Source organism: Nocardia sp. NPDC051833 (genome assembly GCF_040681225.1).
Classification (GTDB): Bacteria; Actinomycetota; Actinomycetes; order Mycobacteriales; family Mycobacteriaceae; genus Nocardia.
Map to the genome: position 1 here is coordinate 1,077,883 of NZ_JBFAYK010000001.1, position 26,659 is coordinate 1,104,541.

General features: G+C 72.9%; 2 protein-coding genes. Both read right to left on the reverse strand.

Features of this window, described 5'->3' with window-relative positions:
* Positions 1 to 32 precede the first annotated feature (32 nt).
* Complete coding sequence (locus AB0L91_RS04850; protein ID WP_365007287.1) at positions 33 to 15,881, reverse strand: type I polyketide synthase; 15,849 nt, start codon at positions 15,879 to 15,881, stop codon at positions 33 to 35.
* Positions 15,878 to 26,650, reverse strand: coding sequence for a type I polyketide synthase (locus AB0L91_RS04855; protein WP_365007288.1), 10,773 nt, complete (start codon positions 26,648 to 26,650; stop codon positions 15,878 to 15,880). Before AB0L91_RS04855 ends, AB0L91_RS04850 begins: the two co-directional genes overlap by 4 nt.
* Between the last annotated feature and the right edge of the window lie 9 nt (positions 26,651 to 26,659).

Sequence of the window (26,659 nt, forward strand, 5' to 3'; positions counted from 1 at the left end):
GAGGCTGTCTTTCGATGCGGGTTACATCTCGGTCAGTCCTCCGAGTGGAAGGCCAGCTCGATCAGATCGTCGAGGTCGAGATCGTCGATCGCGTCGGCCGGGTCGGCCGGGTCGTCGCCGCCGGGGTCGTCCGGTCCCTGCGTCAGCTGGAGCAGGGCGTCGAGCAAGCCCGCCTCGCGCAGCCGCGCGAGCGGGATGGTCTGCAGGGCGCGGCGGATCTCGTCGTCCGGCTGGTCGGCCCCGGGGTCAGCGGCCGGGTGGTCGGTGAGTTCCGCGTGCAGGTACTCGGCCAGCGCGGCCGGTGTCGGATAGTCGAAGACCAGCGTGGCCGGTAGGGCCAGTCCGGTCGCGGCTTGCACGCTGTTGCGGAATTCGAGCGCGGTGATCGAGTCGAAACCCAGATCGCTGAACGCCTTGTCGGGATCGATCACGGTCCCGTTCCGGTGCCCGAGGGTCGCCGCGCCCCGGTCGCGCACGAGCTCGACCAGCACCCCGAGCCGTTCCCCGGCCGGAGTGCCGGCCAGGCGGGCGCGCAGCGCGGCGGCGGTGCCGTCGGCCGCCTTGCGGCGCGGCGTGGTCAGCCCGGCCAGTAGCGCGGGCGCGAAGCCCGCGTCGCGCATGACGTCGAGGTTCATCCTGGCCAGGATCGGCGCCGCGATGTCGAGCTGGGCCGCGGCGTCGAACAGCGCGAGACCGTGGGCCCGCGAGAGCGGCAGCATGCCGGTGCGGGTCATCCGGAGCCGGTCGACGTCGCCGAGTTCCCCGGCCATGCCGCCGTCCCACAGACCCCAGGCCAGCGACTGCCCCGGCAGGCCCGCCGCCCTGCGCCGGGCGGCGAGCGCGTCCAGGCAGGCGTTGGCGGCCGCGTAGTTGCCCTGGCCGGTATTGCCGAAAGCGCCCGCTGCCGAACTGAACAGCACGAACGCCCGCAGCGGCCGGTCGGCGGTCAGCTCGTCCAGGTGCAGGGCCGCGTCGACCTTGGGGCCGAGGACCGTGTCGAGCCGGTCCGGGGTCAGCGAGGCGATGGCGCCGTCGTCGAGCACACCGGCCAGGTGGTACACCCCGGCCAGCGGATGCCCGGCCGGGATGTCGGCGAGCACGCGGGCCAGGGCGTCCCGATCGGCGACATCGCAGGCGGCGAAGTACACCTCGGCACCGGATTCGGCCAGCTCCGCGCGCAATTCGGCGGTGCCGGGCGCGGTTTCGCCCCGCCTGCTCAGCAACAGCAGCCGCCGGACGCCGTGCGTGGCGACCAGGTGCCGGGCGAACATTCCGCCGAGCAGACCACCGGCGCCGGTGATCAGCACGGTCTCCGCCGGGTCGTAGGCCGGGGCCTGCGCGGAACCGAGGGCGGTGGTGGCGATGCGGCGCAGCCGCGCGGCATGCACCGTCGCGCCGCGCACGGCGACCTGCGGTTCGCCGGTGGCGAGGATGCCTCCGAGCAACGGGCCGGGGTCGGTGTCACTGTCGACCAGGACGATCCGGCCCTGGCTCTCGGACTGCGCGGCCCGCACCAGGCCACCGACGGCGGCGCCCGCCAGGTCGACGCGGTCCGTGTCGGCGACGGCGGCGGCACCGGTGGTGCGCACGACGAGGACCGAGTCGGCGAATCGCGCGTCGGCCAGCCAGGACTGCACTGCGTGCAGCACCCGATGGGTCGCGGCCCGCACCGTGGCGGGATCGTCGCCCGCCGGGCAGTCCAGGAGCACCGCGGGCGGGACGGTCGCGCCGAGCCGTTCCCACGCCACCGTCTCGATCGTGTTCTCCGCCACCGTGATCGGCGTCCAGCCGACATCGAACAGCGCGGACCCGACGACGGAGGCACCGGCGACGAGTTGCGCCGGGTCCATCGGCCGGGACGCGAGCCTGCGCACCGTGGCGACGGGGGCACCCGACGGGTCGGCGAGGTCGAGCACCACACCGTGGTCGCCGACCCGGGTCATCCGCACCCGCAGCGCGGTGGCGCCCGCGGCGTGCACGGTGACACCGGACCAGTCGAACGGCAACGCGAGCGCCGCTCCCGCCGTGGGCAATTCCCCGGCGAGCAGCAGCGCGTGCAGCGCCGAGTCGAACAGGGCGGGGTGGAGGCCGAACCCGTCGGCGAGCCGGGGTTCGGGCAGGGCGACCTCGGCGAACACCTCGTCGCCGCGGAGCCACGCCGCCCGCAGGCCCTGGAAGACCGGGCCGTAGCCGTACCCTGCCGCGCGCAGTCCGTCGTAGCCGTCGTCGATCGGCAGCGGCAGCGCGCCCGCGGGCGGCCACGCGGCGAGGTCGGCACCGGGCGTGCTCGGGTCCGTGCCGACGGTGCCTTCGGCGTTCAGGGTCCACACCGTGTCGCCGTCGTCCGGGCTGGAGTAGATCCGGATCGGGCGACGGCCGGTGTCGTCCCGGTCGCCGACGACGACGCGCAGCGCCGCGCCACCGGACTCCGGCAGCACCAGCGGCGCCCGCAGCACCAGCTCGTCCAGGGTTGTGCCGCCGACCCGGTCGGCGGCGTGCAGGGCGAGTTCGACCAGGCCGGTCCCGGGGAACAGCACGGCGTCGTGCACCCGGTGATCGGCCAGCCACGGCTGGGTGGCGGTCGACAGGCGGCCGGTGAGCAGCACCGTGTCGGAGTCCGGCTGGGCGATCACCGCCGAGATCAGCGGATGCCCGGTGGACACCAGGCCCATCGATCGTGCGTCACCACCGCCGGTCGACCCTTCGGTCAGCCAGTACCGACGGCGCTGGAAGGCGTAGGTGGGCAGGTCGACCCGGCGCGCCCCGGTCCCGGCGTACAGGCGGGCCCAGTCCACTGTCGTGCCCGTCACGAACAGCCGGGCGAGGCCGGTCAGCAGGGTCGCGGGCGTCCCGTCGCCACGCACGGTCAGCGCGACCGCCGTCGCGGTGTCGAGGGTCTGGGCGACCATCGGCGTGAGGGCGGCGTCGGGCCCGACCTCGGCGAAGCGGCTCACCCCGAGCGTGGCCATGGTGGTCACCGCGTCGGCGAAGCGCACGGTGTCGCGCACCTGACGCACCCAGTAGGCGGGATCGGTCATCTCGTCGGTGACCCTGGTACCGGTCACCGTGGAGACCAGCGTCAGCGTGGGCTTGCCGAAGCTCAACCCCGCGACGACAGCGCCGAATTCGGCGAGCATCGGTTCCATCAGCGCCGAGTGGAAGGCGTGTGACACCGTGAGCCGGTGGGTGCGCCACCCCTGCTCCACGCAGCGTTCGACCACGGCGGTGACCTCGGCGTCGCCGCCGGACAGCACCACCGAGGCCGGTCCGTTGACCGCCGCGATCGACACCTTCGCATCGAGCCGCGCGGCCACGTCCAGCACCTCGGCCTCCGCCGCGCCGACGGCCACCATGGCGCCACCGGCGGGCAGCGCCTGCATCAACCGGCCCCGCGCCGCGACCAGCACACACGCGTCGTCGAGCGACAGCCCGCCAGCCACGTGCGCGGCGGCGATCTCGCCGATCGAGTGACCGGCCACCACCTCGGCTCGCACACCCCACGATTCGACCAGCCGGAACAGCGCCACCTCGAAGGCGAACACGCCCGCCTGGGTGAACACCGTCCTGGCGAGCAGATCTCCGTCGCCGAGGGCGTTGGCCAGCGACTCCGACTGTCCCAGTAGCGGTTCCATCCGGTCGACGATGCCGTCGAAGTGCTCCGCGAAGATCGGGTAGGCCGCGCGCAGCCCGGTGGCCATGTCCGCCCACTGCGCGCCTTGACCGGAGAAGACGAAGCCCGTCGACCCAGGTATCACCTTGCCGTGCACCATGTTCAGCGTCTCGATGCCGTCGGCCAGTGCCCGTAGCTCCGCCGACCGGTCGCCGGTCAGGACGACGGCCCGGTGCTCGAAGACGCTCCGCGTCGCCAGCGAGAAGCCGAGATCGATCGGGTCGAGGTCGCCGACCGGGGCCGCCAGCAGTGCGGCCTGATCGGCCAGCGCCGCGCCGCTGCGGGCGGACAACACCCACGGGGTCGACTCGCCGAGCGGTGCGATCGGGGTGGGCGAATCCGGTACCGGCGGTGCCTGTTCCACGACGACGTGGGCGTTCGTCCCACTGATGCCGAACGAGGACACACCCGCACGCCGCGGCCGATCCACCTCCGGCCACGCGACCGATTCCGTCAGCAGTCGGACATGGCCCTCGGACCAATCCACCTTCGTACTGGGCTGATCCGCGTGCAGGGTCCGCGGCAGCACCCCGTGCCGCATCGCCATGATCATCTTGATCACGCCACCCACACCGGCCGCCGCCTGCGCATGACCGATATTGGACTTCAGCGAACCCAGCCACAGCGGACGATCCTCAGCCCGTTCCTGACCGTAGGTGGCCAGCAGGGCCTGTGCCTCGATCGGATCACCCAAAGTCGTTCCGGTACCGTGCGCTTCGACCGCGTCGACCTCCACCGCCGTCACCCCCGCATTGGCGAGCGCCTGGCGAATCACCCGTTGCTGCGACGGACCATTGGGTGCGGTGAACCCGTTGGACGCACCGTCCTGATTCACCGCCGACCCCGCCAGCACCGCCAGCACCTGATGACCATTGCGGCGGGCATCGGAGAGCCGTTCCAGCACCAGCACGCCCGCACCCTCGGACCAGCCGACACCATCGGCGCTGTCGGAGAACGATTTACACCTTCCGTCGGGCGAGAGCCCGCGCTGACGACCGAATTCGAGGAACATGTCCGGCGTCGCCATCACGGCCACACCCCCGGCCAGGGCGAGTTCGCACTCCCCCGAGCGCAGCGACTGCGCGGCCAGATGCAGCGCCACCAGCGACGACGAGCACGCCGTATCCACCGTGACCGACGGACCCTCGAGCCCGAACACGTACGACACCCGGCCGGAGACCAGGCTGCCCGCGGCGCTGCTGCCGGTCCCGGAGCCCTGCGCGTAGTCGTGGTACATCACGCCGGTGAACACACCGGTCGAACTCCCGCGCAGCACCGCCGGATCCAGACCGGCCCGCTCCAGCGCCTCCCAGGAGACCTCGAGCAGCACGCGCTGCTGCGGGTCCATGACGGTCGCCTCGTTCGGGCTGATGCCGAAGAAGTCCGCGTCGAATTCGGCGGCCTCGTAGAGGAATCCGCCGCGCCGGGTGTAGGTCTTGCCCGCCCTGCCGGGTTCGGGATCGTAGATGCCGTCCAGGTCCCAGCCGCGATCGCGCGGCATGTCCCCCGTGGTGTCCCCACCCGAGGTCACCAGCTGCCACAGGTCCTCCGGCGAGGCGACGCCGCCCGGGTAACGGCAGCTCATGGCCACCACCGCGATCGGATCGTCGTCGGCGCGGACCCGGCCGACCACCCGCTCCTCGGTCGTCACCGTGCCGGTGAGCTGGGAATCGAGGAACTCCGCGACGATCCCCGGGGTGGGGTAGTCGAAGATGAGGGTGGCGGGCAGGTGCAGACCGGTCGCGGTGTTGAGCTTGTTGCGGAACTCCACGGCGCCGAGCGAGTCGAAGCCGAGCTGCTGGAACGGCCGATCGGCGACGACGGAGTCGGCCGAGGCGTGGCCGAGGATGTCGGCGGCCACCGATCGGACCAGCTCGAGCAGCGCACCGCCGCGGTCGGCGTCGGACAGCCCGGCCAGCTTGCGCAGGAACGCCTGGCCCGCCGCCGTCCGGGTGGGACGACGCGCCGGTGCCGGGGCGATCGCGCGCAGCAGCGCGGGGATCTGCGCACCACGGGTCCGCAGCACGGCCGGGTCGACCCGCAGCGGCACCAGCTGGGCCGCGTCGGTGGCGATGGCCGCGTCGAACAGCGCCAGCCCCTCCGCCTCGGTCAACGGCGGGAAGCCCTGCCTGCGCATCCGGTCGAAGTCGGCTTCCGACAACTCGGTGCCCAGGCCGGTGGCCCGCGCCCACATGCCGTAGTCGAGCGCGGTCGCCGGCAGTCCGAGCCGGTGCCGGTGCGCGGCGAGGGCGTCGAGGAAGACATTGGCCGCCGCGTAGTTCGCCTGACCTGCCGGCAGGACCAGGCCACCCGCCGAGGACACCAGGACGAACAGCGACAGCGCGGACGGCGCGGTGAGTTCGTGCAGATGCCAGGCGGCGTCGGCCTTCGGCCGCAAGACCTGTTCGATCCGCTCCGGGGTGAGCGCCTCGATCAACCCGTTGTCGGCGGTGCCCGCCGCGTGCACCACACCGACCAGCGGATGCTCGGCGGGCACGGTGGCGAGCAGGGCGGCCAGCGCGGCACGATCGGACACATCGCACGCGGCGATGGTCACCTCGGCGCCGAGTTCGGCTAGCTCGGAACGCAATTCGGCCGCACCGGTCGCGGCCGCGCCACGCCGGGAGGTCAGCAGCAGCCGACGGACGCCGTGCGCGGTCACCAGGTGCCGCGCGAACACCGCGCCCAGACCGCCGGTGCCACCGGTGATCAGGACCGTACCGGTGTCGATCGACCGCGCGACCGTGCCGGGCGTGGCCCTGGTCAGGCGCGGGACGAGCAGGTCCGAACCGCGCAGCGCCGCCTCGGGTTCCCCTGCTGCCACGGCCGACGCGATCCGGATCGGATCGGGCTCGGCGTCCAGGTCGAGGAGCTGGACGCGGCCCGGGTGCTCGGCCTGCGCGGCGCGCAGCAACCCCCACACCGGCGCCTGCGCCAGGTTCACCTCGTCGGCGTGCACCGCGTGCCTGGTGATCACGACCAAACGCGCACCGTCCCAGCGCGGATCGGCCAGCCATCGCTGCACCGAGTCGAGGACCTCGGCGAGCACATCGCGGGCCGCTTCCGGCACCGCGCCCGGGTGATCCGGCGCGACGAGCAGAACGACATCGGGGATCACCGGCTCCGGGGTCGCCTCGAGGTCGGCGACCAGGGCCGCCAGATCCGCGTACCCGGGCACCTCGCCCGCGCCCGCGGCACCGACCAGCGCGATGCGGACCGGCTCGACCACCGCCGCCTGCGCCGCCACGGGCACCCAGTCGATCGCGAACAGCGACTCCGCGATCCGGTCCGCGCCCAGCCGTTCGGCCGAGACGGGCCGCGAGACCAGCGCGCCCACCGACAGCACCGGCTGCCCCTGGTCATCGGCGAGCTGGAGGGCATACCTGGTGCCCTCCAGCACGATCCGGACGCGCACGGCGGCGGCGCCCGGCGCGTGCACGACGACCTGGTTCCAGGTGAACGGCAGCGCCGGGAAGCCTTCGACACCACCACGCAGCCCGTGGATGATCCCGGCGTGCAGGGCCGAGTCGAACAGCGCGGGATGGATGCCGAAGCCCTCGGCATCGCGCGGATCGGGCAGCGCCACTTCCGCGAACAGTTCGTCGCCACGCTGCCAGGCCGCCTGCAAACCCTGGAAGAACGGGCCGTATCCGTACCCGACATCGAGCAATTCGTCGTAGGCGCTGTCGACGTCGATCGGCTCCGCGCCGGCCGGTGGCCAGGCGGTCAGCTCGAAGTCGGCGGGGGTCGCGGTCGGCGCGAGCACACCTTCGGCGTGCAGGGCCCAGGGTCCGTCGGCGGTCTGCTGGGAGTGCACGCCGAGCCGCCGGCGACCGGCGTCATCGGGGGCGGCCACCACGACCTGGACCGCGACACCGCCGTCGGACGGCACCGTCAGCGGCGTGTGCAGGACGAGTTCGTCCACCATCGGGCAGCCGAGCAGACCGCCGACATACCCGGCCAGTTCCACGAAGCCGGTGCCCGGCAGCAGCACCACGCCGAGCACGCTGTGATCGGCCAGCCACGACACGGTGTCCACGGACCAGCGGCCGGTGAAGCTGACCCCACCCGACTCCGGGTGCGGGACAACGGCACCGAGCAGCGGATGGTCGACCGCGTCGAGGCCGACCGCGGTGACGCCGCCCAGCTCGGCACCGAGCCACGACTTCGCCAGCGCCTGTTTGGCGTCGAGCCAGAACCGCTCGTGCTGGAAGGCGTAGGTGGGCAGGTCGACACGGCGCGCGCCGGGGAACAGCCCGGTCCAGTCCACGGCCGCGCCCGCGACGAACAGGCCGGCGACGCCGGTCAGCACCGACGACGCGTCGGCCCGGTCGCGACGGGCCAGCGCCACCACGGTCGCGGCGGGGTCGTCGATGATCTGGGTGATCATCGGGGTGAGGACGGCGTCGGGTCCCACCTCGGCGAACCGGGTCACGCCCAGTTCGGTCATGGTGGCGACCGCGTCGGCGAACCGCACCGTCGCCCTGACCTGGTCGACCCAGTAGGCCGGGTCCGACAGCTCGTTCTCGACCCGGCGGCCGGTGACCGTCGACACGAGGTCGATGCTCGGCCGCGTGAAGGTCAATTCGCCTACCACCGTAGCGAATTCGGCCAGCATCGGTTCCATCAGCGCCGAGTGGAAGGCATGCGAGACCCGCAGCCGATGGGTGCGCCGGCCACGCTCGGCACACACCTCGGTCACGGCCGTGACGGCGTCCTCGGGACCGGAAAGCACCACCGCCGCAGGGGCATTGACCGCGGCGATCGACACCGCGTCACCCAGCAGCGGCAGCACCTCGGCTTCCGGCGCACCCACCGCCACCATCGCGCCACCCGCGGGCAGCGCCTGCATCAACCGGCCGCGCGCCGCCACCAGGGCACACGCGTCACCCAGCGACAGCACCCCCGCGACATGAGCGGCGGCCACCTCACCGATCGAATGACCGGCCACCACGTCCGGACGCAGACCCCAGGATTCGAGCAGCCGGAACAGCGCCACCTCGAAGGCGAACAGGCCCGCCTGCGCGAACACCGTCCGGTCGACCGAGTCCGCGGCCGAGAGCGCCTCGCTCAGCGACACCGGCTGTCCCAGCAGCGGATCCAGCCCGGCCACGATCTCGTCGAAGGCCGTGGCGAACAGCGGATAGGTGGCGCGCAGCTCGGCCGCCATACCCGCCCACTGCGCGCCCTGACCGGAGAACACCAAGCCTGTCGTGCCCGCCACCGCCCGGCCGGTCACCACCTCGGGCGCCGCCGAACCGGCGGCCAGCGCCGCGATTCCCGCACGCAGGCGATCCGGGTCGCCGGCCAGGACCACGGCGCGGTGCTCGAAGACACCGCGCGTGGAGACCAGCGAGAATCCGACATCCCTCGACTCGACGGCGAATTCGCCGAGGTGCGTCTCCAGCCGTGCCGCTTGGGCGGCGAGGGCATCGTCACCGCGCGCCGACAACACCCACGGCAGCAGTCCCGTGTCGCCATCCGTCGGCGTCGAATCCGCGACAGGCGGCGCCTGTTCCACGATGACGTGCGCGTTCGTGCCACTGATGCCGAACGAGGACACCCCGGCGCGACGCGGCCGATCGACCTCAGGCCACGCGACGGCCTCGGTCAGCAAGCGGAGGTGTCCCGCGGACCAATCCACTTTGGTACTGGGCTGATCCACGTGCAGGGTGCGGGGCAGCACGCCGTGGTGCATGGCCATGATCATCTTGATCACGCCACCCACACCGGCCGCCGCCTGCGCGTGCCCGATATTGGACTTCAGCGAGCCCAACCACAGCGGGCGGTCCTCGGCACGGTCCTGGCCATACGTCGCCAGCAGGGCCTGCGCCTCGATCGGATCACCCAAAGTCGTTCCGGTACCGTGCGCTTCGACCGCGTCGACCTCGACCGGCGAGACCCCGGCATTGGCCAGCGCCTGCCGGATCACCCGGCGCTGCGACGGACCGTTCGGCGCGGTCAGACCGTTCGATGCGCCGTCCTGGTTGACCGCCGAGCCGGCGACGACCGCCAGCACCCGGTGACCATTGCGCTGGGCGTCGGACAACCGTTCCAGCACGAGCACGCCGACGCCCTCGGACCAGGCGACACCGTCGGCGGCATCGGCGAAGGACTTGCTGCGCCCGTCCGGTGCCAGCCCGCGCTGACGGCTGAACTCCACGAAGGTCTCCGGGGTCGCCATCACGGCCACACCACCGGCCAGTGCCAGATCGCTCTCCCCCGAGCGCAGCGACTGCGCGGCCAGATGCAGGGCGACCAGCGACGACGAGCACGCGGTGTCGACGGTGACCGACGGCCCCTCCAGACCGAAGACATAGGACACCCGCCCGGAGGCGATGGAGCCGGAGTTCGCGTTGACCGGATAGTCGTGATACATCATGCCGGTGAAGACGCCGGTCGCGCTGCCGCGCAGCGTCGCCGGGTCCACGCCCGCCCGCTCGAAGGCCTCCCACGAACTCTCCAACAGCAGGAACTGCTGCGGGTCCATCGCGGCGGCCTCGTTGGGGCTGATGCCGAAGAACGCGGGGTCGAATTCGCCCGCGTCGTGCAGGAATCCACCCTCGCGCGTGTAGGTGGTGTTCGGTTTCTCGCCGGTGGGGTCGTAGATCCGCGCGGTATCCCAACCGCGGTTCACCGGGAACTCCGAGGCCGCGTCGACGCCGTCGGCGACCAGCCGCCACAGGTCCTCGGGCGTGCTGACGCCGCCCGGGTACCGGCAGGCCATGCCGACGATCGCGATCGGATCGCCGTCGACCGCGCGTCCCGCCACGACGTCGATATCGGTGGCCGTGCCGAGGAACTCGTCGGCCAGGTGCTCGGCCAGCGCCTGCGGTGTCGGGTAGTCGAAGACGACCGTGGCGGGCAGGGCGAGACCGGTGACGGTCTTGAGCCGGTTGCGCAGCTCGACCGCGCTCAGCGAATCGAAGCCGAGATCCTGGAAGGCGCGAGCGGGATCGATCGCGGACACACTGTCGTGCCCGAGCACGGCCGCGATGTGGGTGCGCACGGTGTCGAGCACCAGCTGCCGCCTGCGGTCGGCGTCCACGCCCGCGAGCCGAATCCGCAAGTCCGACACCACTGTCGAGGTGGCGGTCCGGCGGGTCGCGGGCGCCAGGTCACGCAGCAGTGGCGGCAGCAGTCCGGCCTCGGCCTGGGCCCGGATCGCGGCGGTGTCGAGAACGGCGATCACGGCGTGCGGGGTGCCGTGGACGAGGGCCGCGTCCCAGCCCGCGAGCGCCTGTTCGTCCGGCATGGCGGTGAATCCGGTGCGGCGCATCCTGGCCACGTCGGTGTCATCGAGCTGTCCGGACATCCCGCTGGAGCGAGCCCACAGACCCCACGCGAGCGACTGACCCGCCAGCCCGGTGGCTCGGCGATGCGCCACGAGCGCGTCGAGGAAGGTGTTGGCGGCGGCGTAGTTGCCCTGCCCGGGACCGCCGACGGTGCCCGACGCGGAGGAGAACACCACGAACGCCGACAGATCCAGGTGGGCGGTCGCCTCGTGCAGATACCAGGCGGCATCGGCCTTCGGCGCCAGCACACTGGCGATCCGCTCGGGGGTCAACGAGCCGATGACCCCGTCGTCGAGCACACCGGCGGCATGGATCACCCCGGTCAGCGGCGATTGCTCGGGCACCTCGGCCAGCAGCGCGGTCACCGCGGCGGCATCGGTGACGTCAGCCGCCACCACCCGCACCCGCGCACCGGACTCGGCCAGCTCGGCGACCAGCGCGTCCACGCCTTCGGCCCGCGGACCCCGGCGACTCACCAGCAGCAGTGACCGCACCCCGTACCCGGCCACGAGGTGCCGAGCGATCACCCCGCCCAGACCACCGGTACCACCCGTGATCAGGACAGTCCCGTCCCCGAAGCCCGCGGCCGCGGTCGAGTCGGTGACCGCAGCGTTCGCTCCGGGAGCGCCGACTCCTGCTCCGGGAGCCGCAGCACCTGTGCTGACGGCGGCAGCATCCGCACCAGTACCCGCAGCGCCCGCACCCGTAGTGGCAGCCCCCGCGAGGCCGGCGGTAGCCCCCGTGCGGCTGTCCGGGCGAGTAAGGCGGGCGGTGTGAATGACACCGTCGCGGACGAGGACCTGCGGTTCGCCCACGGCCAGAACGATGGCCGCCAGGCTCGGGTCGACGGCGGCGTCGGTGTCGACCAGGACGATGCGGCCCGGGTCCTCGGACTGGGCGGAACGCACCAGGCCCCAGACGGCGGCACCGGGGAGGTCGTCGCCGGGGAGCGCGACCGCGCCCCGGGTGGCGATGAGCAGGGTGCTGGTGGCGAAGCGCTCCTGCGCCAGCCACTGCTGGATCACGGTGAGAACGCGGGTGACCTCGGCGTGGGTGGTGGCCACCACGTCCGGGTCGGTGGTCGCGGTCCAGCCGGATCCGGCCTCGACGACGACCACCGGCGGTACCGAGGACTCCGCGTCCAGGTCCTCCCACCGGCCGAGGGCCGGGAGCGCCGTGGCGGGTTCGGTCGTGACCGGTGACCAGGTCAGTGCGAGCAGTGGCGCGGCGGGCTTCGCCACGCCGGCGGTGAGCTGGTCGAGTGGCGTTCGCCGGGTCGTCAGCGTGCCCGACAGCACCGGTCGGCCCTGGTCGTCGGTCGCGGTGCAGGAGACCGACGACCCCGTCGAGGCCAGCCGCACGCGCAGGACGGACGCTCCGGCGGCGTGCAGCGCGACCGACTCCCAGGAGAAGGGCAGCACCACCTGTCCGGCCGGGATGGTGAACGGTGACTCCGGCGCGCCGTCCAGCACACCGGCGAGCAGACCGGCCTGCATGGCCGCGTCCAGCAGGGCCGGATGGATACCGAATCCTTCGGCCCGGACACCGGTTTCGGTGTCGAGCGCGACCTCGGCGAACACCTCGGCGCCGCGTCGCCACAGCGCTCGGACACCCTGGAAGGCGGGACCGTAGTCGTAGCCGCGGGCCAGCAGCGCCGTGTAGGCGGCCGCGACATCGATGCCGGTCGCGGCGGGCGGCCAGGTCTGCGGGGCGGCGTCGAGCGCCGCGGACTCCCCGGCGAGCAGACCGCGCGCGTGCAACAGCCACTGACCGTCGCGGTCGTGTTCGCCACGCGAGTAGATCGCGACCGACCGGCGCAGCGCGTCGTCGCCGGTCCCGCCGACCACCACCTGGATCTGCACCCCACCCGCGGCGGGCAGGAGCAGCGGCGCCTGCAAGGTCAATTCCTCGACCACCGGATACCCGGCCTCGGCACCCGCGCGCAACGCCAGCTCGACGAACCCGGTGCCCGGCAGCAGGACCACACCCGCGACCACGTGGTCGGCCAGCCACGGCTGGGTCGCGACCGACAGCCGTCCCGTCAGCAGGACACCGCCGGACTCCGGTTCCGACACCACCGCACCCAGCAGCGGATGCCGCGCCGCGCCCAGCCCGGCCCACTCGACATCGGCGGCGCCGACGGAGGTCTCGAGCCAGTAGCGACGGCGCTGGAAGGCGTAGGTGGGCAGCGGCACCCGGGCGACCGGCCGCGAGGCGAAGAACGCCGCCCAGTCGACCTCGACCCCGGCCACCTCGGCGGCGACGACGCACCGCACGAACTGCTCGACCTCGGCCTGCCCGCGCCGCGCGCCCGCGACCACCAGCGACTGCGCCTCGATCTCGTCCGGCAGGCACTGCCGCGTCATCGCGGACAACACCGCGTCCGGACCGATCTCGACGAACCGGCGCACACCCGAGGCCACGAGCGTGTCAACGCCACGGGCGAACCGCACGGCCTCCCGGACCTGCCGCACCCAGTAGGCGGGGTCCAGCAGCTCGTCGCCTGCGAGCTCACCGGACAGGTTCGAGACCAGTGGGAGCTGCGGACGCTGGTAGGTCACCTCCCTGGCGACGGACTCGAACTCGGCCAGCATCGCGTCCATCCGGTGCGAGTGGAACGCGTGCGACACCGTCAACCGCGAGGTCTTGCCGCCGCGCTCGGTGAACAGCCGCTCCAGCGCCGTGACCGCGTCCTCGTCACCGGAAACCACCACGGAGGTCGGCGAATTCACCGCGGCGATCGACACCGTGCCCAGGTGCTCCGCGAGCGCCTCGGTGACCTCGGCCTCGCTCGCCGCGACCGCCAGCATCGCGCCGCCTTCGGGCAGCTGACCCATGAGGCGGCCGCGCGCCGCCACCAGCCGGCACGCGTCCGGCAGCGACCACACGCCGGCCAGATACGCGGCGGCCAGCTCACCGATCGAATGGCCGAGCAGGACATCCGCTGTCACACCGAACGATTCCCACAGCCGGTACTGCGCGACCTCGTAGGCGAACAGGGCGGGCTGGGTGTACTCCGTGCGGTGCAGCGCGGCGTCGCCGCCGTCGAACATCAGCTGCCGCAGCGAGATGCCAAGCAGCGGGTCGAACTGCGCGCAGACTTCGTCCAGCGCGGCCGCGAACACCGGGAACGCCGCGGACAACGCGCGTCCCATGCCGTGCTGCTGCGCGCCCTGGCCGGTGCACAGGAACGCGGTCTTGCGCAGCACCGCCTGGCCCGTGGTCACCCCACCGGCGGGCGACGACTCCGCCAGGGCGGTAAGCCCGGCGAGCAGTCCGTCCCGGTCGGCGGCCACGAACGCACCGCGCCACTCCAGCCGGGCACGCGTGGTCGACAACGAATAGCCGATGTCGTCGACGCCGAGTTCGGGGTGGCCGGTCACCCACCGCAGCACCTTGGCGGCCTGATCCCGCAGGCCCGCTTCGGTTTTCGCGGAGACAAGCACCGGGGCGATGCCGAGCGCCACGGCCGGCGGCGCGTCGTCATCCTGCGGTGCGGCGGCCTCGACCGCGGCCGGGGCTTCCTCGAGAATGACGTGGGTGTTGGTGCCGCTGGCGCCGAACGAGGACACACCCGCCCGGCGCACCCGCTCGCCCGCGGGCCACGGCTCCGCCTCGGTGAGCACCCGCACCGTGCCCGCCGACCAGTCCACATGCGGGGTCGGGGCATCGACATGCAGTGTCGCGGGCAGTGTTTCGTGGCGCAGCGCCTGCACCATCTTGATCACGCCGCCGACGCCCGCCGCGGCGGAGGTGTGACCGATGTTCGACTTGAGCGACCCGATGCGCAGCGGGGCACCGGTGCGGTCCCGGCCGTACGCGGCGATCAGGGCCTGCGCCTCGATCGGGTCGCCGAGGGTGGTTCCGGTGCCGTGCGCCTCGACGGCGTCGATATCGGCGGGCGTCAGACCGGCATTGGCCAGCGCCTGCGCGATCACCATCTCCTGCGAGGGACCGTTGGGCGCGGTCAGCCTGCTGCTGGCACCGTCCTGATTGACGGCCGTACCGCGCACCACCGCGAGGATCGGGTGGCCGTTGCGGCGCGCGTCCGAGAGCCGCTCGACCACCAGCATGCCGAGACCCTCGGAGAAGCCGGTGCCGTTCGCCCCGGCCGCGAACGCCTTGCACCGGGCATCCGGCGACAGCGCGCGCTGGCGGCCGAAGGCGATCAGCAGGGTGGGATCCGACATCACGGTCACGCCGCCGACCAGGGCGAGCGAGGTATCCCCCTGGCGCAGCGCCTGGCACGCCAGGTGCAGGGCGACCAGCGAGGACGAGCAGGCGGTATCCACCGACAGCGCCGGGCCCTTGAGGCCGAACGTGAACGACACCCGTCCGGACAGCACACTGGCCGAAACGCCGGGGTAGGCATGGCCTTCGGCCTCTGCGGTCAGGCCGGGCGAGCCGACGCGCGGCCCGTAGTCCTGATGGATCACGCCCGCGAACACTCCGGTGTCGCTGCCGCGCAACGACACCGGGTCGATGCCCGCGTCCTCCAGTGCCTCCCACGCGGCTTCCAGGAACAACCGCTGCTGCGGGTCCATCGCCTCGGCGGCGCGCGGCCCGATCCCGAAGAACGCCGCGTCGAAATCGCCTGCCGCGTCCAGGAACCCGCCCTCGCGGGTATAGATCGCGCCCGCCGCGTCGGGGTCGGGATCGAACAGGCGCTCGAGGTCCCAGCCGCGGTCGGCCGGGAACGGGCCGACCGCGTCGGTGCCGGTCGCGACCAGATCCCACAGCTGGGCCGGGGTCTCGACGCCACCGGGATACCGGCAGCTCATGCCGACGATCGCGATCGGCTCGGCGGCCCGCTCCTCGAGCTGGTCGATGTGCTTCTTGGCGGCGCGGAGGTCTCCGGTGAGCTTGCGCAGATACCGGCTGAGTCGTTCCTCGTTACTGGTGCCGGGGTTGCTCATGCTGGGCCAAACTCCTCGTCGATCAAATCCAAGAGCTCACTGCCGGAGGGCAGGTCGAGATCGTCGTACTCGCTGTCGGGCCAGCGGCCGGACAGGTAGGTGCGCAGGCGGTTGTTGACGCCGCGCAGGCCGGCGACGGTGTCGTCGTCATCGCCCGCGGTGGCGATGATCCGGTCGAGCAGCGATTCCAGCCGGGCGATGTCGTCGGGTGTCACCGCCGGGGTGGCCGGTGCGACGACGGTGGTCCGCGCCAGCAGGTAGTCGGCGAGGTCACCGGCGGTCGGGTAGTCGAACGCCAGGGTCGACGGCAGCGACAGGCCCGTCAGGGTCGAGAGACGGTTGCGGAACTCGACGGCGCCGAGCGAATCGAAGCCGAGTTCGTCGAAGCCGCGATCGGGGGCGATGTCGTCGGCCGAGCCGTAGCCGAGCACGGCGGCGACGGTGTCGCGCACCAGGTCCAGGACCAGACCGCGCCGCTTCGGCTCGGCCACGCCGTGCAGGCGCTCGCCGAGCGAGGGTTCGTTGCTCGGGGCCGCGCCCGCCCGGTCCCTGGTGCGGACGAAGCCGCGCAGGGCACCGGGCACCGGGCCGGTGTGCGCTTCGACGCGGAGCTTGTCAGTGTCCAGGTGGACCAGGGCCTGCACCGGGTCGGCGGTGGTCAGCGCGTCGTCGAACAGGCGCAGGCCGTCGGCGCGGTCCAGCGGAGCGAGGCCGAGTCGCTCCATCCGGCTCAGGGCGAGCCGGTCCACGGTGCCGGTCATGCCGATGTCTTGCTGCCACGGACCCCAGGCCAGCGACAGCGCGGGCAGTCCTTCGGCCCGGCGCCGAATCGCCAGCGCGTCCAGGAAGCTGTTCGCGGCGGCGTAGTTCGCCTGTCCGGCCGAGCCGAGCACGCCGGCGATCGAGGAGAACAGGACGAACGCGGACAGGTCGAGATCGCGGGTGAGCTCGTGCAGGTGCCAGGCCGCCTCGGCCTTCGGCGCGAACACCCGATCGACCTGCTCGGCGGTGAGGGCGTGGAAAGTACTGTCCGCCAACAGCCCCGCGGTGTGCACGACGCCGGTCAGCGGATGCTCCGCCGGGACCTCGAGCAGCAGGTCACGGAGTGCGTCCCGGTCGGTGACATCGCACGCGGCGATCCGCACCTCGGCCCCGAGCCCGGTCAGCGCCTCGGCGAGTTCCGCCGCGCCGTCGGCGCTCGCGCCGCGCCGCGACACCAGCAGGAGCTGCCGCACGCCGTGGGCGGTCACCAGATGCCGGGCCAGCAGGGCACCCAATCCGCCGGTGCCGCCGGTGATCAGCACCGTGCCCCCGCCGAAGGCGACGGGGTGGGTGACCGCGGTGGTCACCGGCTCGAGACGCGGGGACAGGACGCGGTCGCCGCGCACCGCCACCTGCGGCTCACCGGTCGCGATGGCGGGACGGATCGCCTCCGCCGACACGGGCGTCGCGTCGGCGTCGACCAGCACGATCCGTCCGGGGTACTCGGTCTGCGCGCTGCGGATCAGACCGGTGACCGCCGCCGCCGCGACATCCGGCGTCTCCTCGGGCAGTCCGGCCGCGCGCCGGGTGACCACGACCAGTCGCGATCGGGCGAACCGGTCGTCGGCCAGCCAGCCGCGCACCGTCGCCAGCGCGGTCTTCACCCGATCCCCCGGCGACGACTCCTGGTGCGGTGCCGCGGCTTCGGACCAGACGACGAGGTCGGGCACCGAGCCCGCCGCCAGTGCCGCCAGATCCGGGTGGTGCTCATCGATCCCGAGGACCGGGGCGGCGCCGAGGACGGCGGCGCTGCCCGCCTGCGCGAGCCCGTCCGGCGTGCCGACCGCCGTCCAGCGCACCCCGTAGCGGGCCGCGCGGCCACCGGCCAGATTGGCGCGGAACTGCTGGACGTCGTAGGAGCGCATGACCACTTCGTCGATGGAGACGACCGGGTTGCCGTCCTGGTCGACGGCAACGACCGTGATGGTCTCGCTGTCGCGCTGAATGGCCATCACCCGCAGCGAGGTCACCTTCGCGGTGGTGTGGAAGCGGGTCGCGCCCCAGCGGAACAGCAGCTTGCCCTCGGCCGGGTTGTTCGCTTCGTCGGACCAGATCAGGCAGACCAGTCCGGCGTGCATCACCATGTCGAACAGCGCCGGATGCAGCTGGAACCGGTCGGCGGGCACCTCCTGGCTCAGCGTGACCTCGGAGAAGATCGTGTCGCCGGTGCGCCACGCGCCGTCGATGCCGTAGAAGGACGGCCCGTATTCCAGTCCGGCCACCCGGCCCACCTGGGCGGGAATCCAGGCGGGATCGACCGGTGCCGCGCCGACCGGCGGCCACGGCTCGGCGCGCAGCATCTCCATCAGCCCGATATCGGTGAGCTGATGACCGCTCAGCACGCCGCTGGCATTGCGCGTCCACTCGGTGTCGGCCGCGTCGGCGAGCCGGTAGTGGAAGGTGAACGACCGGCGCCCCGCGGCATCCGGTTCCCGGACCAGGACCTGGAGTTCCACCGCGCCCTCCGGGGGCGGGAGGATCGGCGACTCGAGGGTGAGCTCCTCGACCGCGCCGCACCCGATGCGCGCGCCCGCGACCAGCAGCATCTCCATGAGCGCCGCGCTCGGGACGAGCACGACGCCGTAGGTCATGTGGTCGGCGATCCACGGATGGGTGCGCAGCGACAAGCGACCGGTGAACAGCCACTCGTCCCGGTCGGCCACCCGCACCACGTCGGTGAGCAGCGGATGTTCCGCCGAGGTCGCGCCGGTGCCGACCGGCGCGGCGTCGAGCCAGAACCGCCGGTGCTCGAAGGCGTAGGTGGGCAGGCCGACTCGCGCCACCCGGCCCGCGGCGAACAGCCCGGTCCAGTCCAGCGTCGCTCCGGCGGTGTGCGCGGTGGCGAGCATGGTCAGGAACTGGGCGACCTCGTCGTGGTCGCGGCGGGCCGCGGCGGCGACCGTGGATCGCTCCTCGATCTCGGCGGGCAGGGTCTGGCGCGTCAGCGCCGCGAGGACCGCGTCGGGACCGATCTCCAGGAATCGGCGCACACCCGAGGCCACCAGGGTCTCGATGCCCGGCGCGAACCGGACCGCGCCACGCACCTGCGCGACCCAATACGCCGGAGCGAGGATCTCGTCACCGGCGACCGCACCGGAAACGTTGGACACCAAGGGAATTCGTGGGGCGTGATAGGTGACGCCCGCCGCCACCGCCTCGAACTCGGCCAGCATGGGCTCCATCCGGTGCGAGTGGAACGCGTGCGAGACCCGCAGCCTGCTGGTCTTGCGGCCCTGCTCGGCGAACCGCCGATCGAGCGCGTCGACGGCGTCCTCGTCGCCGGAGATCACCACGGCGGCGGGCGCGTTCACCGCGGCCACCGACACCCGATCGGCGAATTCCGTGACGGCCGTGGTGACTTCGGCCTCGGTGGCGGCGACGGCCAGCATCGCGCCGCCTGCGGGCAGCGCGTCCATCAGCGCGCCGCGCGCGGCGACCAGGCGGCAGGCGTCGTCCAGGGACCACACACCCGCGACGTGCGCCGCGGCCAGTTCACCGATGGAGTGCCCGATCACCAGATCCGGGACGAGCCCGAACGATTCCACCAACCGGTACAGCGCCACCTCGAAGGCGAACAGCGCGGGCTGGGTCAGCCGGGTGCGGTCCAGGATCCCGTCCGCCGCGACGCCCTGATCGTCGAGCAGGTGTCCGGTGACTATCGCCTGCTTCAGCGAACAGCCCAGCAGCGGGTCGAACCGGGCGCACACCTCGTCGAGGGCCGTCGCGAAGACCGGGAAGGCGTGCGCCAGCTCGGCACCCATCCCGACCCGCTGCGCGCCCTGGCCGGTGAACAGGAACGCGGTCTTGCCGGAGCCCACCGTCCCGGACACCACGCCGGTCGACGGGGTCCCGGCGGCCAGCTTGCCCAACCGGTCCAGCAGGTCGTCGCGGTCGCCGCCGAGCACCGCCGCGCGGTATTCGTGCTGCGCGCGGCTCGTCGCGAGCGAGTACGCCACATCGGCCGCATCGGCATCGGGGTGGTCGAGCAGCCAGGTCCGCAGGCGCGCCGCCTGGGCCGCGAGCGCGGTCCGGCTCTTGGCCGACACCAGCAGCGGCACCGTGCGCGGACCGTCGGCGGCCCGCTCCGCGACGACCGATCGGGCGGCGGGCGCTTCCTCGAGGATGGCGTGCGCGTTGGTGCCGCTGACACCGAACGACGACACACCCGCCCGGCGCACCGGCCCACCCGCGCGCCACGGTTCCGGCTCGGTCAGCAGGCGCACCGACCCCGCCGACCAATCCACGTGCGGGGACGGCACTTCGGCGTGCAGCGTCGCGGGCAGGGTCTCGTGGCGCAATGCCTGCACCATCTTGATGACGCCACCGACCCCGGCCGCCGCGACCGTGTGCCCGATATTCGATTTGATCGAGCCGATGCGCAGCGGTTCGCGCTCGCCGCGATCCTGGCCGTAGGCGGCGATCAGCGCGTTGGCCTCGATGGGGTCACCCAGCGGGGTGCCGGTGCCGTGCGCTTCCACCGCGTCCACGTCGGCGGGGGTGAGTCCGGCGCTCGCCAGCGCCTGGGCGATCACCCGCTCCTGGGACGGGCCGTTCGGCGCGGTCAGCCCGTTGCTCGCGCCGTCCTGGTTGACGGCCGTGCCGCGCACCAGGGCCAGCACGTCGTGTCCGAGGCGGCGGGCGTCGGAGAGCCGTTCCAGCACCAGCACGCCGACGCCCTCGGCGAAGGCGACGCCGTCGGCCGCGTCGGAGAACGCCTTGCAGCGCCCGTCCGGCGAGAGGCCGCGCTGCCGGGCGAAGTCGACGTAGAGGTAGGGACTCGCCGCGACGGTGACACCGCTGGCCAGCGCCAGCGAGCTCTCGCCCTGCCGCAGCGCCTGGCAGGCCAGGTGCAGGGACACCAGCGACGACGAGCACGCGGTGTCCACGGTGACCGCTGGACCTTCCAGCCCGAGGACGTAGGCCACGCGCCCGGAGATCACGCTGCTGGTGGTGCCGGTGAGCCGATAGCCCTCCAGGTCACCGACCACGCGATCGACATAGCCCGAGGCGCCCGCGCCGGCGAACACACCGGTATCACTGCCGCGCAACGAGATCGGGTCGATGCCCGCGTCCTCCAGCGCCTCCCACGACACCTCGAGCAGCAACCGCTGCTGCGGGTCCATCGCCGATGCCTCGCGCGGGCTGATCCCGAAGAAGCCGGGATCGAAATCGCCCGCGTCGTAGAGGAATCCGCCGCGATTGGTGTACACGGTCCCCGGCTTGTCGGGGTCCGCGTCGAACAGGCGGGGCAGATCCCAGCTTCGATCGGCGGGGAACTCGCCGGTCGCGTCGACCCCGGCGGCGACGAGATCCCAGAGCTGCTGCGGTGATTCGACGCCGCCGGGGAACCGGCAGGCCATGCCGACGATCGCGATCGGCTCGTCGGCCCTGACCCGGCGCACGGTCTTGGTGACGGGCGCACCGGTCGCCGGGGTGACGCGCGACTGCACCAGCGCGGCCACCGCCGCCGGGGTCGGATGGTCGAACACCAGGGTCGACGGCAGTTGCAGGCCGGTGGCCTTGCCGAGCCGGTTGCGGAACTCCACGCCACCGAGGGAGTCGAAGCCGATCTCGTCGAAGCGCTGGTCGGGCCGGATATCGCTGCCCGACTCGTGGCCGAGCACCGCGGCGGCCTGGGCCAGCACCACGTCCAGGATCAGTTCGGCGCGACGTGCCTCGGGGACCTCGGCCAGCTGGGCACCGAGGGAGCCCACCGGCGCCGCGGTCGCCGCGTGCGCCGGGCGGGTCGAGCGGCGCACGTAGCCGCGCAGGACGGCGGGAACTGCGGCGGGATCGGTCTCCCGGCGCAGCGCGCCCGCGTCGAACACGGTCGGCGCCAGGCACGCCGCCGGGTGGGCGAGCGCCTCGTCGAACAGGCGCAGGCCGTCGGCGTTCGCGAGTGGGCTCGTGCCCAGCCGGTCCCAGCGGGCGAGGGCGGCGCGATCCAGGCCACCGGTCATGCCGCTGCCCTGGTTCCACGGCCCCCAGGCCAGGGAGGTGGCGGCCAGCCCGGCGGTCCGGCGACGCCGGGCGAGCGCGTCGAGGACACCGTTGGCGGCGGCGTAGTTGCCCTGCCCGGCCGTGCCGAGCACGGTCGCGATCGAGGAGAACAGCACGAACGCCGACAGCGTCCGGTCCATGGTCAGCTCGTGCAGATGCCAGGCGCCGTCGACCTTCGGGGCCAGGACCCGGTCCACCTGGTCGTCGGTCAGCGTGGCGACGGTGCCGTCCGCGAGCACCCCGGCGGTGTGCACGACGGCGGTGAGCCCGGTGCCGATGCCGTCGAGAAGCGCGCGCACCGCGTCCCGGTCGGCCACATCGCAGGCCACCACGCGCGCCGCGGCACCCAGCCGCGCGAGCTCGGCCACCAGTTCGGCGGCGCCCGGTGCCTCGGGGCCACGACGGGAGGTCAGCACCAGCTCGCGGACGCCGTGCGCGGTGACGAGGTGGCGGGCGAACAGGGCACCGAGCCCACCGGTGCCGCCGGTGATCAGCACGGTTCCGTCGCCGACGGACATCGGTGCCGGGTCGGCGGTGGCCGCGCGCACCAGTCGCGGTGTCAGCAGCCGGTCACCGCGGATCGCGACCTGCGGTTCGCCGGAGCGCACCGCGGCCGCGATCCGGTCGGAGTCGAGTGGTGTGGCCGGGTCCTCGTCGATCAGGACGAAGCGATCGGGGTGCTCCGACTGCGCGCTCCGCACCAGACCCCAGATCGCGGCGGCGGCGAGATCGGGTGTCTCACCGGGCATTCCCACGCCGTCCGTGGTCACGACGAGCAGCCGGGTAGCGGCCAGCCGTTCCTCGGCGAGCCAGTGCTTCAGCGTGGCCGAGGTCTCGTGGACAGCCGTGCGCACCACTTCCGGGCCCTCCGCGCCCCGCGCACCGGGTCGCCACACCACGACGGGCGGAACAGATTCCGCCGCACCGAGATCCGCGACCGACGCGAACGCGAGGTCGATCCCCGGCACGATCGTGGCCGCGAGGGTGGCCGTCGCCGCCGCGGTGGCGGGCCCGGCGGTGTCCGTGGCCGGCTCCCAGCGCACCTCGTAGAGGCTCGCCTCGGCACCGGCGACCGTGCTCCGGAACTCCTTGACGTCGTAGGGACGCATCACGACCGCGTCGACCGAGATGATCGGCGCGCCTTCGGAATCGATCGCCGCGACCGAGAGGGTCTCCGGGCCGGACGCGACCGCGACGACCCGCAGCGAGGTCACCTCCGGTGGCACCTTCCCCGGTGTGTGGAAGCGCGCACCGCCCCACCGGAACAGCAGCCGGCCCGTGTCCGGATCGGGATTGCCCTCGCCCCAGAGCAACTGGGCGAATCCCGCGTGCATGACCATGTCCAGCAGGGCCGGGTGCAGCTCGTGGCGGCCTGCTTCGGGTGCCGCGTCGAGGTTCAGGGCGATCTCGGAGAAGACGGCGTCGTCGCGCTGCCACACGGCGCGGACGCCGAGGAACGCCGGACCGTACTCGAGCCCCGCGGCCCGGGAGATCCGCCCCGGAAGTCCGTCGCTGTCAACTGTTTCGGCATCGGCGGGCGGCCAGTCCTCGTCGCGCAGCCGCTCCATCAGGGCCGCGTCGCCGTCCCAGCGGGCGGCCAGCGCGCCGGTGGCGTTGTGCACCCACTCCGACTCGGGCGAGGTCCGGAAGTAGAACTCGAACGGGCGACGTCCCGCCGCGTCGGCGGCCTGGACCAGGACCTGGAGCTCGATCTCGGTGTCGGCGGTCGGCAGGATCGGCGCCTGCAAGGTGAGTTCGTCGACGACCTCGCAGCCGATCCGCGTGCCCGCGGCGAGCAGGAACTCGATCAGGGTCGCGCTCGGCACGACCACCACGCCGTAGGTCATGTGATCGGCGATCCACGGCTGGGTCCGCAGCGAGAGCCTGCCGGTGAGCAGCCATTCGTCGGTGCCCGCCACCCCGACCACGCCCGTCAGGATCGGATGATCCGAGGCACCGGTCGATGCGCCGTGGTCCGGTTGCAGCCAGTGACGCCGACGCTGGAAGGCATAGGTGGGCAACGGGATCCGAGGTACGGGCCGATCCGCGAACAGCGGTGCCCACGTCACCGGCACACCCGCGACCTGCAACCGGGCCAGCGCGGTGACGAACTGCGTCACCGCGTCGACGGACCGCCGCGACAACGCCACCACCGTCGACACCGACTCGATCTCCGGTGTCTCGGCCAGGCACTCCCCGGTCATGACCGTGAGCACCGCGTCCGGGCCCAGCTCGACGAACCGCCGCGCGCCCGCCGCGACCAGGGCGGCCACGCCCGGCGCGAACCGCACGCAGCCACGCACCTGCCGCACCCAGTACTCGGGATCGGTCACCGTCGCGTCCGCGAGCTCGCCGGACTCGTTCGACACGATCGGCACCCGCGGCAACGCGTAGGTGATACCGGTTGCCACCGTGCGGAATTCGGCCAGCATCGGCTCCATCCGCGCCGAATGGAAGGCATGGCTGACCCGCAACCGGCTCGTCCGCACCCCCTCGGCGGTGAGCTGCCGCTCGATCTCCTCGATCGCGTCGGCCTCCCCGGACAGCACCGAGGACGACGGACCGTTCACCGCCGCGATCGACACCCGGGTACCGAGACCCGCGACGATCTCGCCCGCGCGCTCGGCGGTGACCGCCACCGCGAGCATCGCGCCGCCCACCGGCAGCGCGCCCATCAGCCTGCCCCGCGCCGCCACCAGCGCGCACGCGTCCGGCAGCGACCACACCCCGGCCACGTACGCGGCCGCCAGCTCGCCGATCGAATGGCCGATCAGGAAATCCGTTGTCACACCGAAGGATTCGACCAGCCGGCACATCGCCACCTCGAAGGCGAACAGGGCGGGCTGGGTGAACTCGGTGCGGTCGAGCAGACCGTCGGCGTCGGTGAACATCACCTCGCGCAGCGACCGCCCGAGCAGCGGATCGAAGACGGCGCACAGCTCGTCCAGCGCCGCAGCGAACACCGGGAACGCGCGGTACAGGTCCGCGCCCATGCCGACGCGCTGCGCGCCCTGACCGGTGCATAGGAAGGCCGTGCGCTCCGCGGTCGCCGTCGCCGTCAGCGCGCCGGGCGCGCCCGGCGCCAGCTCGGCCAGCCCGGCGAGCAGTTCGTCGCGGTCCCGGCCGACGACCGCGCCGCGCCACTCCAGCAGGGCCCGCGAGGTCGTCAACGCGTGCGCCACCTCCCGGACATCGCGGTCGGGATGGCCGATCAGCCACTGCCGCAGGCGATCCGCCTGGGCGCGCAGGGCGTCGCCGGACTTGCCGGACAGGATCAGCGGCACGACCTCCGGCCCGACCGGGGTCGCGACCGGCGCGGCCTCGTCGTCGACCGGCTCGGCGGGCGCTTCCTCGAGGATGAGGTGCGCGTTGGTGCCGCTGGCCCCGAACGACGACACCCCGGCCCGCCGGGTCCGCTCCCCCGCGGGCCACGGCGCGTTGTCCCGCAGCAGCTCGACGGTGCCCGCCGACCAATCCACGTGCGGTGTGGGCGCGTCCACGTGCAGGGTCTTCGGCAGGACACCGTGGCGCAGGGCCTGCACCATCTTGATCACGCCGCCGACACCGGCCGCCGCCGAGGTGTGCCCGACATTCGATTTGAGCGACCCCAGCCGCAGCGGCGCGCCCGCGCGCCGCGCGCCGTAGACGCTGATCAGCGCCCGCGCCTCGATCGGATCGCCGAGCATCGTGCCGGTCCCGTGCGCCTCGACGGCGTCGATGTCGGCGGGCTCGAGACCCGCGTTCGCCAGCGCCTGCGCGATGACCCGCTCCTGCGACGGACCGTTGGGCGCGGTCAGGCCGTTGCTCGCGCCGTCCTGGTTGACCGCGCTGCCACGCACCACGGCCAGCACCGGGTGTCCGAGGCGCCGCGCGTCCGACAGCCGCTCCAGCACCAGCACGCCGAGGCCCTCGGAGAAGCCCGTCCCGTCCGCGGCGGCCGCGAACGCCTTGCAGCGCGCGTCCGGGGACAGGGCGCGCTGCCGCGCGAACGCGATCAGCAGGGAGGGATCCGACATCACGGTGACGCCACCGGCCAGCGCGAGGGTGGCATCACCCTGACGCAGGGCCTGGCAGGCCAGATGCAGGGCCACCAGTGAGGACGAGCAGGCGGTGTCGACCGAGATGGCCGGGCCCTTGAAGCCGAACGAGTACGCGATCCGCCCGGACAGCACACTGTTCGAGACACCGAGGTAGGCATGGCCTTCCGTCTCGGCGCTGATGGCCGCCGAGCCGATGCGCGGCCCGTAGTGCTGGTGGATGACACCCGCGAAGACTCCGGTATCGCTGCCGCGCAAGGACACCGGGTCGATCCCCGCGTCCTCGAGCGCCTCCCAGGACGCCTCGAGCATCAGCCGCTGCTGCGGGTCCATCGCGGCCGCCTCACGCGGCCCGATCCCGAAGAACGCCGCGTCGAAGTCACCGATGGCGTCGAGGAATCCGCCGTCGCGGGTGTAGACGGTGCCGGGCGCGTCCGGGTCGGTGTCGAAGAGGCGCTCCAGGTCCCAGCCACGATCGTCCGGGTAGGCCCCGACCGCGTCCACCCCGTCCGCGGTCACCCGCCACAGGTCCTCGGGTGACCGCACGCCGCCGGGGTACCGGCAGGCCATGCCGACGATGGCGATCGGCTCCTGCGACCGATCGGTGAGCTCACGGAGCTGCTGCTTGGTCTCGTACAGCTCTTTCGCGGTCTTCTTCAGATACCGGCGTAGCTCGTCGTTGTCGGCCATCGGTGGAAC

Bases quoted from the DNA above. Each gene is read 5' to 3' on its own strand.
- AB0L91_RS04850 (WP_365007287.1), bottom strand. From the start codon at position 15,881: ATGAGCAACCCCGGCACCAGTAACGAGGAACGACTCAGCCGGTATCTG.
- AB0L91_RS04855 (WP_365007288.1), bottom strand. From the start codon at position 26,650: ATGGCCGACAACGACGAGCTACGCCGGTATCTGAAGAAGACCGCGAAA.